This is a genomic window from Winogradskya consettensis, from assembly GCF_018332715.1.
Taxonomy (GTDB): Bacteria; Actinomycetota; Actinomycetes; order Mycobacteriales; family Micromonosporaceae; genus Actinoplanes; species Actinoplanes consettensis.
The window spans coordinates 97,595-113,296 of record NZ_BOQP01000030.1 but is presented as its reverse complement, the minus strand read 5'-3'; the positions used below and the strand labels follow the sequence as shown (position 1 = coordinate 113,296).

Genomic DNA, 15,702 nt, shown 5'->3' with positions numbered 1-15,702 from the left:
GCCGGATTGTTACCTGAACGGTGATCTCGAAACTTGCGAATCATCTTCAGATCGGAATAGGTTGCCGACGGCAACAAAACAGCGAAACTCCATCCCCCTCCGGAGGCAGCCATGACGTTCGTGAGGTGGTGCGTGCGATGACGACAAACGCCCCCATCCTCCTGGAGATGCGTGACATCACCAAGGAGTTCCCCGGAGTCAAGGCTCTCTCCGACGTCAACCTGGTGGTCAAGGCCGGCGAGATCCACGCCATCTGCGGCGAGAACGGCGCCGGGAAGTCGACACTGATGAAGGTCCTCAGTGGCGTCTACCCCTACGGCACCTACTCCGGTGACATCGTTTACCAGGGCTCCGCGGCGCGGTTCTCCGACATCCGGCAGAGCGAGAACGCCGGCATCGTGATCATCCACCAGGAGCTCGCGCTCATCCCGGACATGTCGATCACCGAGAACATCTTCCTCGGTAACGAGCCGCGCAGGCGCGGCGCGATCGACTGGAAGTCCGCCCAGCGCCAGGCCCTCGACCTGATGGCCCGTGTCGGCCTCTCCGAGGACCCCGACACCCTGATCAAGGACATCGGCGTCGGCAAGCAGCAGCTCGTCGAGATCGCCAAGGCGTTCGCCAAGGACGTCAAGCTGCTCATCCTCGACGAGCCCACCGCGGCGCTGAACGAGGCCGACTCGCAGCACCTGCTCGACCTGCTGCGCGGGTTCCGTGAGCGCGGCGTCACCTCGATCATGATCTCGCACAAGCTGAACGAGATCGAGGCCATCTCCGACTCGATCACGATCCTGCGCGACGGCAAGACCGTCGAGACGCTGGACGTCAAGGCGGACGGCGTCGACGAGGACCGCATCGTGCGGGGCATGGTCGGCCGCGAGCTCAGCAGCCGCTTCCCCGACCACACGCCGAACATCGGCGAGGTGTTCTTCGAGGTCCGCGACTGGAACGTGCGCCACCCGATCTCCGCCGACCGGCAGGTCTGCAAGCACGAGAGCTTCAACGTGCGCAAGGGCGAGATCGTGGGCTTCGCGGGCCTGATGGGCGCCGGGCGCACCGAGCTGGCGATGAGCATCTTCGGCCGCTCCTACGGCGTCTTCGAGTCCGGCCAGATCTTCAAGGACGGCAAGGAGATCAAGCTGAAGTCGGTCGCCGACGCGATCGACAACGGCCTGGCGTACGTCAGCGAGGACCGCAAGGCGATCGGTCTCAACCTGCTCGACGACATCAAGACCTCGACGGTGGCCGCGAAGCTCTCCAAGATCTCGCACCACGGCGTGCTGAACGAGGTCGAGGAGTACGACGCCGCCGAGGCGTACCGCAAGGAGCTGCGTACCAAGGCTCCGACGGTCGACGAGGGAGTCTCCAAGCTCTCCGGCGGCAACCAGCAGAAGGTCGTCCTGGCGAAGTGGATGTTCACCGACCCTGACCTGCTGATCCTCGACGAGCCCACCCGCGGCATCGACGTGGGCGCGAAGTACGAGATCTACGGCATCATCCAGCGGCTCGCCGACCAGGGCAAAGGCGTCATCGTCATCTCCTCGGAGTTGCCGGAGCTGATCGGCCTCTGCGACCGCATCTACACCGTGTTCGAAGGCCAGATCACGGGCGAGCTCGCCCGCGAACAGGCGGACCCGGAGACCCTCATGAAGCAGATGACCTCGACGAAGAAGATGCAGACGCGATGAGCCGATTCAAGGACCTTCAGAAGAACCTGTTCGGAGGCACGACCTCCAACGCCCGCCAGTTCGGGATGATCTTCACCCTGGTGGCGATCGTCCTGCTGTTCCAGTTCCTCACCGCGAACAACCTGGGTGTGGGCTTCGGGGACGGCCTGACGCTGCGGTCGGACAACCTGATCGCGCTGTTCCAGCAGAACTCGTACATCCTGATCCTGGCCATCGGCATGCTGATGGTGATCGTGGCCGGCCACATCGACCTCTCGGTCGGCTCGGTCGCCGCGTTCACCGGCATCCTGGTCGCCAAGTCGATGGCGGACTGGAGCCTCCCCTGGCCCCTGGCCATCCTCTTCGGCCTCGCGATCGGCGCGGTCATCGGCGCCTGGCAGGGCTTCTGGGTCGCCTACGTGGGTGTGCCCGCCTTCATCGTCACCCTGGCCGGCATGCTGCTGTGGCGCGGCGCCAACCAGTACGTCGGTAACGCGGACACCATCCCGGTGCCCAAGGGCTTCCAGGACATCGGCGCGGGCTTCCTGCCCGAGGTCGGCCCGGACACCGGCTACAACAACCTGACGCTGCTGCTCGGCCTCGCCGCCTGCCTCGCCGTGGTGTGGCGTGAGCTGCAGGCCCGCAAGACCCGCAAGGAGATGAACGCCGAGCCGGCGCCGCTGTGGGTCTCGATCTTCCGGATGGCCGTCATGGTCGCCGTGCTGATCTTCGTGACCCTGCGCTTCGCGGGTGGCCGGGTCGGCACCAGCTTCCCGATCTCGGGCCTGATCCTCGTGGCCCTGGTCCTGATCTACGGCTTCTACACCCGCAACACCGCGGGCGGCCGGCACATCTACGCGGTCGGTGGCAACTCACGCGCCGCGGAATTGTCCGGTGTGAAGCTCAAGCGGGTCAACTTCTTCGTCATGATGAACATGTCGATCCTGGCCTCGCTGGCCGGCATGATCTTCGTGGCCCGCTCCGCCGCCTCCGGCCCGCAGGACGGCCTGAGCTGGGAGCTCGACGCGATCGCCGCCGTGTTCATCGGTGGCGCCGCGGTCTCCGGCGGTATCGGCACCATCTCCGGCTCCATCGTCGGTGGTCTGGTCATGGCCGTGCTCAACAACGGCCTCCAGCTGCTCGGCGTCGGCTCCGACCGGGTGCAGATCATCAAGGGCCTGGTGCTGCTGCTCGCGGTGGCGCTGGACGTCTACAACAAGAGCCAGGGGCGCTTCTCCATCATCGGAAGCCTGACGCGCCCCTTCCGCCGGGATGAACCATCCAAACCGGCACCCACGTCGGACACGGGCAACGAGCCCGCCAAGACGACGGTGGCCGGCTGACGCCGGTCACCACCCCCCTCTCACCCGCAACACCTCTCACTAGAAGGGCTAACCCCCGCATGCGTAACTTCTTCGGCAAGACGGTGGCGGTCGGCGCCATCGCGATGCTGGCCTTGACGGCTTGTGGCTCCGGCCGCGACGGCGACACCGACAGCGGCAGTGGCGACAGCGCCAAGGGCTTCGCTGCCAACTCGCTCATCGGCGTGGCGCTTCCCGCGAAGACCTCGGAGAACTGGGTCCTCGCCGGTGACCTGTTCACCAACGGTCTCAAGGAGGCCGGTTTCACCAGCGACGTGCAGTACGCCGGCGCGTCCACCACGGTGGCCGACCAGCAGGCCCAGATCACCGCCATGGTGACCAAGGGTGCGAAGGTCATCGTCATCGGCGCGACCGACGCCGCGCAGCTGTCGACCCAGGTCACCGCGGCCCACGCCGCCGGCGCCAAGGTCATCGCGTACGACCGCCTGATCACCGGCACGCCGGACGTCGACTACTACGTCGCGTTCGACAACTTCAAGGTCGGCCAGCTCCAGGGCCAGGCCCTGCTGGACGGCATGAAGGCCAAGAAGCCGACCGGCCCGTACAACATCGAGCTGTTCGCCGGTTCTCCCGACGACAACAACGCGACCGTGTTCTTCAACGGTGCGATGGACGTCCTCAAGCCGGAGATCGACAAGGGCAACGTCGTTGTCACCTCGGGTCAGAAGGACTTCAAGCAGATCGCCATCCAGGGCTGGAAGGCCGAGGGTGCGCAGGCCCGCATGGACCAGCTGCTGACCTCCACGTACGGCAGCAAGGAGCTGGACGGCGTCCTCTCCCCGAACGACACGCTGGCCCGCGCCATCATCCAGTCGGTCAAGAGCCGTAACAAGGCTGTCCCGGTCGTCACCGGCCAGGACTCCGAGGTCGAGTCGGTCAAGTCGATCGTCGCCGGCGAGCAGTACATGACCATCAACAAGGACACCCGTACCCTCGTCGCCCAGACCCTCACCATGGTCAAGGCGCTGCAGGCCGGTAACGCCCCCGAGGTCAACGACACCAAGTCGTACAACAACGGCAGCAAGGTCGTCGACACCTACCTGCTTCCCCCGGTCGCGGTGACCAAGGCCAACGCGGCTGAGGCCTACGCGAACGACCCGAAGCTCGCGGCACTCACCAAGTAAGCAGCAGCACCCTTGGGGTCCCCGGAGTCCGTCTCCGGGGACCCTTTGCCGTGTCCCCCGAGCTCCATGTCCGTTTTGTAGGTCAACGGCCCGTTCGTCGTTCCCGGCCCGGAAGGAGCCCGCTGGTGGTGACCCCGCTGCGCCGCGGGCTGCATACGGGATCCGCGACCGCCGCTGACCCGCAGTCGCCCGCACCGCCCTCCCCGGCCGCGGGCCAGGAGGAGATCCGCCGCCAGAACCTGGGCGCCGTCCTTCGTTATGTGCACGTGCACGGCCCGACCTCCCGCGCGGAACTGACCAGCAGCCTCGGCCTGAACCGCAGCACGATCGGCGCCCTCGCCGCGGACCTCGCCGCCTCCGGACTCGTCACGGAGGAGGCCCCGCCCCCGGCGCGCCGGGCCGGCCGCCCCTCGCCGCTGGTCAGCCCGCGCTCGGCAGCGGTCTACGCCGACGCCCTCAGCATCGAGGCAGACCGGCTCCGCGCCGCTCGCGTCGGCCTCGGCGGCCGCATCCTCGACCTGCGCGAGGCACCCCGCCCGCCCGGTGACGTCGTACCCACCCTCGCCGCCCTGGTCCGTTCCCTCGAACCGGAAGGCTTCTGCGCCGGCGGCGCGGTCGCGGTCGCCGACACCACGCGAGCCGCCGACGGCACCCTCGACGTCGGCGGCGCGGACGAAGGGCTGGCCGCCGCCCTCGACGCCGCCCTCGACGCCCCCGGCCGCTTCCTCGTCGGCGACCTGGCCGACATAGCCGCTCTCGCCGAACACACCCGGGGCGCCGCCGCCGGCATCGACGACCTCATCTACCTGCACGGCGACCTCGGCGTCAGCGCCGGCATCGTGACCGGCGGCCGCCTCGTCATCGGGCACCGCGGCCACAGCGGCAAGGTCGGCCACATGGTCGTCAACCCGACCGGCCGGCACTGCGGCTGCGGCTCCAAAGGCTGCTGGGAAACCGAGATCGGCACGGAAGCTCTGCTCCGGCACGCCGGCCTGCCGCCGGGTTCAGACCACCTTCCCGTCGTACGCGCAGCCGAGCGCGGTGACGCCGCGGCCCTCGCGGCGCTGGACCGGGTCGGGGACTGGCTCGGCTTCGGCGTCGCCAACCTGGTCAACGTCTTCAACCCGGACATCGTCATCTTCGGCGGCACCCTCGGCGACCTCTACCCGGCCACCGCCCCGGCCATCCGCCGCCGCCTCGACATGATGGCGCTGCCCGCATCCCGGGAGCACCTGCAGCTGCGGGCTACGGCACTGGGGGACGAGGCCGCGCTGATCGGGGCCGCGGAGCTCGCGTTCGATCCGTTGCTCACCGATCCGCTTGCCGCTGCCGGCCTGCTCTCCCACACTCCGGCCGAAGCCGGCCCCGCCGCACCGGACGCTGAACCCACGGGCCAGTAGCCGGCGAGTCAGGTCGGGCGGGACGGCGTCTCAGCTGCGGTGCGGGGGACGGCGGGTGGTGAGGCCCGGGAGCAGGGTGATGGCGGCGAGGAAGCCACCGATCACCATGAGGGCGTAGGCGAGGAACAGGCCCTCGGGGCCGGCGCCGAACATCACCGAGCCGAGGACGACGACCATGGCGATGAGCATGGGACCGGCGGCGAGGACCCAGGCCGCCGCCTTCACACCCGGGGTCCAGCGTGGTGAGGTCGTGGTGAGCACCAGGCCTGCCAGCGGGCCGGCGCCCGGCAGGATCACGGAGCCGGCGGTCAGGAGGGCGAGGGCCGCGTAGTCCGCGCCCGACGACGCCGGGGCGGGTGCCGGGACTGCGAGCCGCCGCAGGTGGGCAGGCATCCGCCCGCGCCTCGCGGCGGCCGCCAGCGACGCGGGCGGCCCGAGCCGCTGCAGAATGGGCGCGGCGTCGTCCATGCTGCCGCCCTGCCCCTGACGCCGCACGGCGATGAAGTCGGCAACGGCGGCCATCAGCTCGTCGCGCAGCTCCGGTTCGAGATCGTCGGTCGCGGCCCACAACGCGGCCAGGTAGTCCAGAACAAGAACGTCGGCCTGCGCCTGCACCAGCGGTGCGGTATCGGACCCGGACATCATCGTTTCCCCCTGACAAACTCTCCGGTGACAACGAACCCAGCATCCCGGCCCGGCCACCACCCCCACATCCGGCCACGGACCGGCCTTCCCGCCACCACCTCTACCTTTCGGCCGACCCGGCGAGACCGGCGCTGCAGGGCTGTTCCGAGGGCCGGCGGGTGAGGCCGGCCTGCGTGACCGACCGTGGGGCGACCTGCCGGGCCGGCCAAATGAGCCGACCTGTTGGGTCCGGCCGGGTGGGGTGAGCTGCCGGGCCGGCGGGGTGGGGTGAGCTGCCAGGTCTGGCGGGGTGGGGTGAGCTGCCGGGCCGGCGGGGTGGGGTGAGCTGCCGGGTCCGGCGGGGTGGGGTGAGTTGTTGGGTCCGGCCGGGTGGGGGTGAGCTGCCGGGCTCGGCCGGGTGGGGTGAGCTGCCAGGCCGGCCCCGCGAGATCGGCGCTGCGGGGCGCGCCTGGGGAGTCAGCAGAGGGCGGCGGACCTCGGGTGGAGTTTCGGTGTCATCGGGGTCGGTGCGTCGTTGGTCCGTTTTCGGGATGGTCGCGGGGGCCCGGGTCCGGCAGCGTGGGCTCGTGACTTGTGGGGATCTTGACGGTGGCGGGGCTGGGGGTGGTTTTCCTCAGGGTGGGAGTGGTTGCGCCGATGCAGGGGGCGTGGCCGATGATCGCCGGGCGCCGTGGCGTTATGTGTGGGTGGCGGGTGGGCTTGGGCTGGTGAGCTGGGTCTGGTTCGTGGTCTGGGCCGTTTCCGGGGCCGGGCCGGTGGGGGTTGCCTATGTGGCGGTGCCCCTCGGTGGGGTGGTCTCGGTGGTGGCGCTGGTCCGGCTGGGGGATGTGGTCCGCGGCGAGGTGGTAGCGCGGCGGTTCTGGCGGAGGCTGATCGCCGGGGCGGTTTTTCTGACTGCCGGGTTCACGTTGATGGCTGTGCACGCCTTCCGGTTCTCGGTCGGGGACGTGCCGCCTGACATGCCGTTGTCCGCTGCTGTCGCGGTGGCGCTGGGGTTCGCGATGATCACGTGGGCGGTGGCGCGGGTGCCGGTGCGGCCTGCCGGGCCGCGGGAGCGGCGCAGGATGTATCTCGATCGGGCGATCGCGTTCCTCGGGTGTGCGACGCTGCTGTGGCAGTTCGGGCTGGCGCCGATGCTCACGGCGGCCGAGCGGTGGAGCGGGCGGACGCTGGTGCTGATCGCGCTGGCGCTGCTCATGTCGCTCGCCGGCATCACGAAGGTGTCGTACCTCGGGGACGGTCCGGTCGATCGGACGGCGATGCGGCTGGTCGCGGCGATCGGGCTGACCGGGGCGGGGGTGTCCGTGCTCGCCGCGACCTACGGGGACGCCGGTGGGGCGCCGGCCCAGGCGGTGGTTCTTCCGGTCGCTCCGGTTCTGCTGACTCTTGCCGTACGCGCACAGTGGCGGGTCGCCGCCGGACTGCGCCAGCCTTCTCGACGGTCGTCGTCAGTCCTCGCGTACGTGGCGATTGCGGCTGTTGATCTGCCTCTGATCGCTGTTGCCGTGGGGCGGTTGCAGTGGCCGGGGCGGGTGGCGGTCGGCGCGGCCGTGGTGGTGAGCGTGCTCGTCACGGTCCGGCAGTACCTGGCGTTCCGGGACCACGTCCGGCTGCTCGACAGTCTTCGCTCGCAGGAGGAGCGGCTGCTGCACGAGGCGAGCCACGACGGGCTGACCGGGCTCGCCAACCGGGCCCGCTTCCGTGACCTGCTGGGCGGCGCGCTCGATCGGGGCCGGGGCGCGACGGTGCTGCTGGTCGACCTCGACGACTTCAAGACGGTGAACGATTCGCTGGGGCACGACGTCGGGGACGACCTGCTGGTGTCGTTCGCGGACATGCTGCGCGTTCAGGCGGGCGAGGACGCTCTGCCCGTACGCATAGGTGGTGACGAGTTCGCCCTGCTCCTGACCGGTGGCGCGCCGGTGGGCGAGACCGTCGCGCAGCGTGTGCTCGATGCCCTGACCGTGCCGATCAGCTCGCACCTGCTGCTGGTGCAGGCGAGCATCGGCATCGCGACCGCGGAACCGGGTGCGACCGTGGACACCGTGCTGCGGGCCGCCGACGTCGCCATGTACGCGGCGAAACAGCGGGGCAAGGCGGCGTACGTGCGGTATCTGCCGGAGATGGCCGTGCCGGTCCTCGCGCACATGCAGCTCGGCGGGGAGCTGCGCCGCGCCCTGGACGAGGGCGAGTTCGAGCTGTACTACCAGCCGGTGATGGCGCTACGGACCGGCCGGGTGATCGGGGTCGAGGCGCTGGTGCGCTGGCGGCATCCGGTGCGGGGGATGGTGCCGCCGGTGGAGTTCATCCCGGCCGCCGAGCGTACGGGGCTGATCGTAGAACTGGGACAGTTTGTCTTGGACGAGGCGTGCCGGCAGGCCGCCGCGTGGCTGGCCGAGCTCGGTCCACAGGCGCTGCAGAAGGTCGCGGTCAACGTCTCCGCACGCCAGCTGCACGACCCCGGCTTCGTCGGCGACGTGCTGGCGGCGCTCGAGGAGCATGCGCTGCCGACCGACCGGCTGGTGCTGGAGCTGACCGAGTCGGCGGTGCTGCGCGGCACCCAGGTGTCGCTGGCGCTGCGGGAGCTCGACGGGCACGGCATCAAGCTCGCGCTGGACGACTTCGGCACGGGGGAGTCGTCGCTGAGTCTGCTGCGCGCGTTCCCGGCGGCGATCGTCAAGCTGGACAAGTCGTTCGTGGACGGCATCGAGATCGACGACGCCGACCCGGCCGCGCGGGACGCCCGGCAGGCGGTCGCCCGGGCGGTGATCCAGCTCGCCGGGGCGCTGCGGCTGGATGCCGTCGCCGAGGGGATCGAGAACGAGGAGCAGGCCGAGCTGCTGCGGGCGCTCGGGTACACGCTCGGCCAGGGGTTCCACCTCGCCCGGCCGATGCCCGCCGGCGCCCTGGCCGAGCTGCTGCGCGAGCAGGTCGCGGCCGCGGGGACGGCCGTGCGCACGGCCTGAGCGCCGGCGCAGCCGCTGCGGGGTGGTCTCGCGGCGCGGCGGGGTGGTCTCGCGGCGCGGCGGGGCGGTCTTACGGCGCGGCCGGCTGTTTTCATGGCGGCCGGCTGTTCTCACGGCGCGGCCGGCTGTTCTCACGGCGCGGCCGGCTGTTTTCATGGTGCGGCCGGGTGGTCGACGATGGCCGGGTGGTCTCACAGTGAGGCAGGGTGTCTCACAGGCCGGCAGGGCAGTCCTATTGCTCGGCGGCGCGGTCTCACTGGGCGGCGGGGCGGTCTGATGGGCGGCGGGACGGGCGTACGTACGGGGTGACGTCGAAGGTCCAGTCGTCGGGGACCCGGTCGAGGTCGGTGGTGGGTGGCAGGGCGATGCAGCGTGCCGCGAGGTGCTCGAAGAAGGCGTTGTAGGACGGGTCGGCGCGGTGGAGGCGTTCGGCGCGGAGGTAGGGGGCGGCCCGGTCCCAGGCGCGCAGCACCGACTGGCCCATGAAGCCGCGCACGACGGTCTCGTCGACGACGCCGTTGGCGACGAGGACGCCGACGTTGTTGAAGTAGCTGACCACCGGGATGACGCGGGCGCGGTCGTTGTCGGGCAGGTCGAGGATGCCGGTGTCGTCACCGGGCGGGTGCTCGGTCCAGAGGTCCTCGACGATGTAGCGCATGTTGTCCCGGAACTGCCCGGTGCGGAACTCGCGGAACAGGTCGAGGGCGACGGGGAGCATGTTGCTGTGCCGCATCCGGACCAGCTGGCGCACCGCGACGCCGCCGGACACCGCGAGGGCCAGGATCGAAACCACCAAAGAGGACAGGCTCAGGATCATGGCTCCACAGTGGCAGGGCGTGTCGATGTCCGGCCTGTCCGTGTTGACGGGGACTTAGGCGTCGGTTGATAGAAACTTTTGCATTTTTCGAAGATTCTTTTGGCCACGACGGCGAAACCTGTGATTAACATCAGCTAGCGAACAAGTTCGATGTTCCGCAGTGCTCCGGCGTGGCACGTGGCCTGGTCAGTGACTCCTCTGACCGGCCGCATCCGCGTGCCCGCGCCCATCCCGCACCACCGATCGGGAGGCATGCAAGCGATGCACAACGACTCCACTCTCAGCCGCCGAAATCTCCTGGGCGCCGCGGCCGCGACCGCCGGTGCCGCCGCCGTCGGGGGCTCGGCGCTGCTCGCCTCGCCCGCGCAGGCCGGCGGCTCAGGGCACGGATCCCTCAGCCGCGTCCCGCGTGACCAGATCAGCGTGCAGCTCTACACCCTGCGCAACCAGCTCGCCATCGACCTCGACGCCAGCCTCGCCGAGCTCGCCCGGATCGGCTACAAGCGCGTCGAGCACGCCGGTTTCGTGGGCCGCACCGCGACGGAATTCCGGGCCGCCCTCGACCGGGCCGGCCTGCGGGCCACCTCGGGCCACGTCGGGATCCCGCAGCCGTTCAACGCGGCCACCTGGGAGGCAGCCCTCGCCGATGCCGCGATCATCGGCAACAAGTACATCGTGCATCCCTACTTCGGGACGACCTCCACGGGCGCGCCGATCCGCGACAGCGCCGTCTGGAAGGCATTCGCCAAGGATCTCAACAAGGCCGGCAAGCTCGCCCGCAAGCATGGCCTGAGCTTCGGGTACCACAACCACCACAACGAGTTCGCCCGCCAGGACGGCGGCAAGCTCACCGGGTACGACGTGCTGACCCGCGAGACCGACCCCGGGCTCGTGCACCTCGAGGTCGACCTGTTCTGGGCGTACCGCGGGGCCAGCGACCCGGTCGACCTGATCGGGCGTAACCGGGGCCGGATCACCCAGGTGCACGTGAAGGACCTGGCCACCTCCGGCAGCTTCGCCGACCCCGGTGACGGGCTGATCGACTTCGCCCGCATCTTCGAGCGCTCCCGCGAGGCCGGGCTGGTCGAGTACATCGTGGAGCGTGACGACGCCGGCAGTCCGCCGCGCACCCCCGCCGACGCGCTGATCACCGCGCAGGCCGGTTTCCGGTTCCTCGACACCCTGCGGTTCTGAGGAGAGTTGATGAGACGTTCGCTCACCGCCGTACCCGTCATGGCCCTGGTCGTCACCGGCCTGACGGTCCCCTCGGCGCAAGCCGCCCCGCAAGCCGCCGCCCCACCGCCCGACTCGTCCTTCCAGAAGGTCACCCTCAACGACTTCCCGGGCGAGCCGATCGCGCTCGCGGTCCTGCCGGACAAGCGCGTCCTGCACACCGAGCGCAAGGGCGAGGTCCGCGTCAACGACCCGCGGACCGGCGAGAACGTGCTGGCCGCCACGATCCCGGTCTACAAGCACGACGAGGAGGGCGTGCAGGGCATCGCGATCGACCCGCACTTCTCGTCGAACAAGTGGGTCTACGTCTACTACTCGCCGGTGCTGAACACGCCGGTGGACGACCCGGCGACGCCGACGGTCAACGAGGGTGACGCGCCCGAGACCGGGACCGCGTCCGACTTCGCCCGCTTCAAAGGAGTTATGAGACTTTCCCGGTTCAAGCTGAGTGGCAACTCACTTTTGCTGACCACCGAGCAGAAGATCCTCGACGTCGCCACCGACCGCGGCATGTGCTGCCACGTCGGCGGGAAGATCGACTTCGACGGCGCCGGCAACCTGTACCTGTCCACCGGCGACGACAGCAACCCGTTCCAGTCCGACGGGTACGCGCCGATCGACGAACGCGCCAACCGCAACCCGGTGTTCGACGCGCAGCGCACCGCCGGCAACACCAACGACCTGCGCGGCAAGATCCTGCGCATCAAGGTCGGCGGCAACGGCGGCTACACGATCCCGAGGGGCAACCTGTTCAGGCCCGGCACCGCGAAGACCCGCCCCGAGATCTACGCGATGGGCCTGCGCAACCCGTTCCGCTTCACGGTCTCGCCCGAGGGCGTCGTCTACGTCGGCGACTACTCGCCGGACGCCAACACGGCCAACCCCGCGCGCGGCCCGGCCGGGCAGGGACGCTGGGCCGCGATCGACAAGCCCGCCAACTACGGCTGGCCCTACTGCGTCGCCCCGGACCAGCCCTACGTCGACTACGACTTCGCCACGAAGACCTCGGGCGCGCCCTTCAACTGCGCCGCCCCCGTCAACGAGTCACCCAACAACACCGGCAAGCGCGCTCTCCCGCCGGTCGAAAAAGCCGAGATCATCTATGGGTACGGTGCCAGCGCCCAATTCCCTGAGCTCGGCACCGGGGGCATCGGGCCGATGGGTGGCCCCGCCTACGAGTACAGCGCCGCCAACCGGTCGCAGACGAAGTGGCCGAAGTACTACGACGGCAAGCCGCTGCTCGCCGAGTGGACCCGCGACTACGTCAAGGGCCTCACCCTCGACCGGCGCAACCAGGTGACCGCGATCGAAGCGGTGCTCCCGTCGATCGTGTTCGACAACCCGATGGACCTCGAGTTCGGCCCGGACGGCGCGCTCTACGTCCTCGAGTACGGCGACGGCTACTTCAGCGAGAACCCCGAGGCGCAGCTCGCCCGGATCGACTACGTACGCGGTAACCGGTCGCCGATCGTCGCCGTGCAGGCCACCCCGTCCAGTGGTGCCCCGCCGCTCACGGTCACGTTCACCAGCACCGGGACCAGTGACCCGGACGGCGACAGCCTGCGGTACGCGTGGGACTTCAACAACGACGGCGTGATCGATTCACGGCAGGCCAGCGCCGTCTACACGTACACGCAGAACGGGAACTATCGCCCGACCCTGAAGGTGACCGACCCGGCCGGCCGGTGGGCCGCGGCCGAGGTCATCCTCCCCGTCGGCACTGCTGCGCCCGTCGTGACGCTCGTCGCCCCGGTCGAGGGCCAGCCGTTCACGTTCGGTGACACGGTCGACTACCAGGTCACCGTCGAGGACGACCAGCCGGTCGACTGCGCCCGCGTCACCGTCACCTACATCCTCGGCCACGACCAGCACGGGCACCCGCTCTCCACGGCGTCCGGCTGCAGCGGCTCGATCACCACGTTCCTCGACGCCGGCCACGCCGGGGCGGACAACCTGACCGCCGTGTTCGTCGCCGAGTACACCGACACCGGCACCCCGCCGCAGAGCGGCTCTGACCAGGTCGTCCTCACCCCGTCCACCGACTGAGACCCGCCCTGCCGGACCCCCTTGCATCAGGGGGTCCGGCAGGGTTCTCCCGGAAATTCACTCAAGTACGCCTCCGGTACGCCAATGTGAGAGGCGTGGACGCGCACGACGAATCATGGTGGACGCAGTTCCCCGAAGCATCGGACCGATTCGACCGCGCCTACGTACTCGAGGGCCTCAGCGACCTCATCTCCCCCAAGATCCAGGCCCCGCTGCTGCGCCGCGAGGTCAAGATCGCCACGGACACGGTCGTCCGCTACCTGGAACGCCCCTCCAGCGAGACCCGCGCCGAGCACGCCCAGGACGCCACCGCCCGCCTCACCCGCACCCTCGACCGCATCGAGGAACGCTCCACCGGCGCCGCCATCTCCACCGATGAGGCAGCCATCCTCCTGACCGCCGCCCGCGGCAACTACGCCGCCGCGGCCGCCGCGGCCACCCGCCTGGTCGGAGCCACCCGCCTGCAACGCCTCTTCGTCACGGCCCTGCGCCTCGAACGCTTCGACATCCCGATGGTCCTGCGCCTGCTCGACGGCGGCCAGACCCCCGCCCAGGCCATCCAGGCCGGCCACCTCCTCGGCCGCTACAGCTGGTGGCCGAGCTGGCTGCTCCGCGTCGTCACCGAACGCGCCCTCGCGGGAAGCCTCGACGAGGAGACCATCGCTGCCCTGGATCGCTGCGCCTACGCGGAGCTCAGCCCCACCCAGGCCAACCTCGCCCGCAAACTCCTCAGCGGCAACGAAGGCCTGATCGATACGGCCGCCGAACGCCTCGCCGGCCTGGGCGAGCCGGAAGCAGCCGGCCGCCTGCGCGAGGGGGACCTCAACGCGGTCGCCCTGGCGGCCCGCCTGATCCCGCTCTGACCTGGCCGGATCCACAGTTCGGACTGTGCTGTGGTCTGGTCGGCCCGTAGGCCGGATCCGGCCGGATCCGGCCGGGTTCGCTGGTGTCCCGCTGTCCGATTCCGCTCCGACCGGTTGGTCCTCTGTCGGAGGCCGCCACGTGCTGCGGGCCGGAGCCGGTTCTCAGACGGCGACACCGATCCGGGTGGCGAGATCGCGCAGTCCTGCCGGAGTTGTCGTGGGTGCGTACAGCAGGGTCGAGACCAGGTCTCGAACCGAGGGCCTTGTCGCTTCCTCGGGGGCATGGCGCTCCGCGGACAGCAGGGCCCGCACCGCCCGGTCGGCTTTGCCGTGTTGGGCCCACGCCCTCGCGGTATCGATGCAGAACCGTCCGTAGCGCTCCGGCCCGGGGAGCTCCGCTGGATCGACGGTCGCGGCATGGGCCAGGGCGGTCGCCGAGTCGCCGAGCGCGGTGAACACGCCGATCTTGTAGACCGCGACGATGGATCGTCCGAACGGCGCCACCCCGTTCGTGATCACACCGTCCCCGAGGCGCCCTGCCGCGGCTGTCGCCTCGTCGAGGAACGTAGCGGCGTTACCCGCGTCGTCGGCCTGGGCGCTGCTGTAAGCGGCGGTGCACAGCAGGTTGCCGTAGGCGCCGATCAGTCCGGCTGTCGCGGTGCCCCGGCCGGCATCCAGGCTTCCGGCGGCACTGGTGAGCAGGCCGAGCGCACCCTGGTGGTGGCCCGCCCGTCGCATCGTGATCGCCACGGTGCGCGTGGCCGCCGCGACGGTTGCGTCCTTGCCGGACTCCCTGGCGGCCGTGAGTGACCGGTCGGCCAGCACCCACGCCAGACCGTCCTCACCATGTTTGGTGCTCAGGGACGAGGCCAGCGCGTAAGCGTGCGACAGCATCGCGGCGAAGGTTTCGCGTTGCTCGTCGCCGGACTGCTGCAACGCCGCGCGGAGGCCCGCGAGCAGGCCAGGCAGGGTGCGGGTCAGTTCCGCGTACCGGCTGGCGGAATAGGTGCGGCCCGCGCCGGTGAGGCTTGCCCGGGCGGCGCCCCGCGTGAGCGGAGCAACTGCGAGGTCCTCGCTGAAGAGCAGGGCCTCCAGCCCGGCGGCGCCCGGGGTGGCGGCTGCGGGCCCACCCATCGCGATCCCGGCGACCGTGGATCCGGCCATCCCTGCCAGCAGGGTTCGTCGTTTCATCGGCTCACCGCCCTCGCTCGGTCCTCGGTGGAGCGTAGCCGGATCCGCGGTATCCCGTCGCGATCCGCCGGCCGTTCGGGTGTCGTGTCGCGAAACCGAGGATGACAGGCCCAGATAGTCGTCGGGGATGTCCAGGGCCTGGGCCAGGCGGCGGCGCACCGCGATGTGGTGCAGCGGCGGCTGGCCGTTCTCGAGCCGCGAGATCGTCGAACCCGAGTAGCCGCACATGGCGCCGAGCTCTGCCTGGCTCAGATGGGCGGCCTGCCGGAAGAGGCGGACCACTGTGCCTGGCTGGTCGTCTCGCACCGCCTGAAGCAACGGCGGCAGGCGATGGACTGCTTCCATATTGATGAAGGTAGCTCACAGTA

The 15,702-nt window shown here is 70.0% G+C and carries 11 protein-coding genes; 8 read left to right on the top strand and 3 right to left on the bottom strand.

From position 1 onward, the window contains the following. The first annotated feature begins 137 nt into the window (after positions 1–137). From mmsA to Aco04nite_RS27205, 4 genes are all read left to right on the top strand, one after another. Entirely contained in the window at positions 138–1,688 is a 1,551-nt protein-coding gene (gene mmsA, locus Aco04nite_RS27220; protein ID WP_213000091.1) for a multiple monosaccharide ABC transporter ATP-binding protein, read from the top strand. Continuing rightward, positions 1,685–3,010: a multiple monosaccharide ABC transporter permease gene (gene mmsB / locus Aco04nite_RS27215; RefSeq protein WP_213000090.1), complete on the top strand. Its 1,326-nt coding sequence runs from the start codon at positions 1,685–1,687 to the stop codon at positions 3,008–3,010. Before mmsA ends, mmsB begins: the two co-directional genes overlap by 4 nt. A gap of 59 nt (positions 3,011–3,069) precedes the next feature. Then, complete coding sequence (locus Aco04nite_RS27210) at positions 3,070–4,173, top strand: substrate-binding domain-containing protein (protein ID WP_203839661.1); 1,104 nt, start codon at positions 3,070–3,072, stop codon at positions 4,171–4,173. Positions 4,174–4,298: 125 nt separating this feature from the next. Further along, the gene (locus tag Aco04nite_RS27205) at positions 4,299–5,573 is read left to right on the top strand and encodes an ROK family transcriptional regulator (RefSeq protein WP_438874944.1); all 1,275 of its coding nucleotides are present in this window, start codon (positions 4,299–4,301) and stop codon (positions 5,571–5,573) included. Positions 5,574–5,603: 30 nt separating this feature from the next. Here Aco04nite_RS27205 and Aco04nite_RS27200 read toward each other — a convergent pair whose 3' ends face one another. Continuing rightward, positions 5,604–6,215 carry a DUF1700 domain-containing protein gene (locus tag Aco04nite_RS27200; RefSeq protein ID WP_213000089.1) on the bottom strand — a complete coding sequence of 204 codons (612 nt, stop codon included), beginning with the start codon at positions 6,213–6,215 and terminating at the stop codon, positions 5,604–5,606. Between the two features lie 650 nt (positions 6,216–6,865). On the opposite strand from Aco04nite_RS27200, the gene Aco04nite_RS27195 reads away from it, so the two are divergent. After that, a complete protein-coding gene (locus Aco04nite_RS27195) occupies positions 6,866–9,184 on the top strand; it encodes a putative bifunctional diguanylate cyclase/phosphodiesterase (RefSeq protein ID WP_280519385.1) in 2,319 nt (772 codons plus the stop codon). Between the two features lie 253 nt (positions 9,185–9,437). Here the strand turns inward: Aco04nite_RS27195 and Aco04nite_RS27190 are convergent, their stop codons facing one another. Then, the gene (locus Aco04nite_RS27190; protein WP_213000088.1) at positions 9,438–10,001 is read right to left on the bottom strand and encodes a DUF4760 domain-containing protein; all 564 of its coding nucleotides are present in this window, start codon (positions 9,999–10,001) and stop codon (positions 9,438–9,440) included. Between the two features lie 261 nt (positions 10,002–10,262). Between Aco04nite_RS27190 and Aco04nite_RS27185 the strand changes: the two genes are divergently transcribed. The 3 genes from Aco04nite_RS27185 to Aco04nite_RS27175 all read left to right on the top strand — a co-directional run bounded on the left by Aco04nite_RS27185 (position 10,263) and on the right by Aco04nite_RS27175 (position 14,143). Next, on the top strand, positions 10,263–11,195 hold the full coding sequence (locus Aco04nite_RS27185) for a sugar phosphate isomerase/epimerase family protein (protein WP_213000087.1): 933 nt from the start codon (positions 10,263–10,265) through the stop codon (positions 11,193–11,195). Between the two features lie 9 nt (positions 11,196–11,204). Continuing rightward, the gene (locus tag Aco04nite_RS27180; protein WP_244876332.1) at positions 11,205–13,280 is read left to right on the top strand and encodes a PQQ-dependent sugar dehydrogenase; all 2,076 of its coding nucleotides are present in this window, start codon (positions 11,205–11,207) and stop codon (positions 13,278–13,280) included. Positions 13,281–13,375: 95 nt separating this feature from the next. Continuing rightward, positions 13,376–14,143 (top strand): hypothetical protein, encoded by a 768-nt coding sequence (locus Aco04nite_RS27175; protein WP_244876331.1) that lies wholly within the window; start codon positions 13,376–13,378, stop codon positions 14,141–14,143. A gap of 162 nt (positions 14,144–14,305) precedes the next feature. On the opposite strand, the gene Aco04nite_RS27170 is transcribed toward Aco04nite_RS27175, so the two are convergent. Further along, positions 14,306–15,679 (bottom strand): helix-turn-helix domain-containing protein, encoded by a 1,374-nt coding sequence (locus Aco04nite_RS27170; protein ID WP_213000086.1) that lies wholly within the window; start codon positions 15,677–15,679, stop codon positions 14,306–14,308. Positions 15,680–15,702 lie beyond the last annotated feature (23 nt).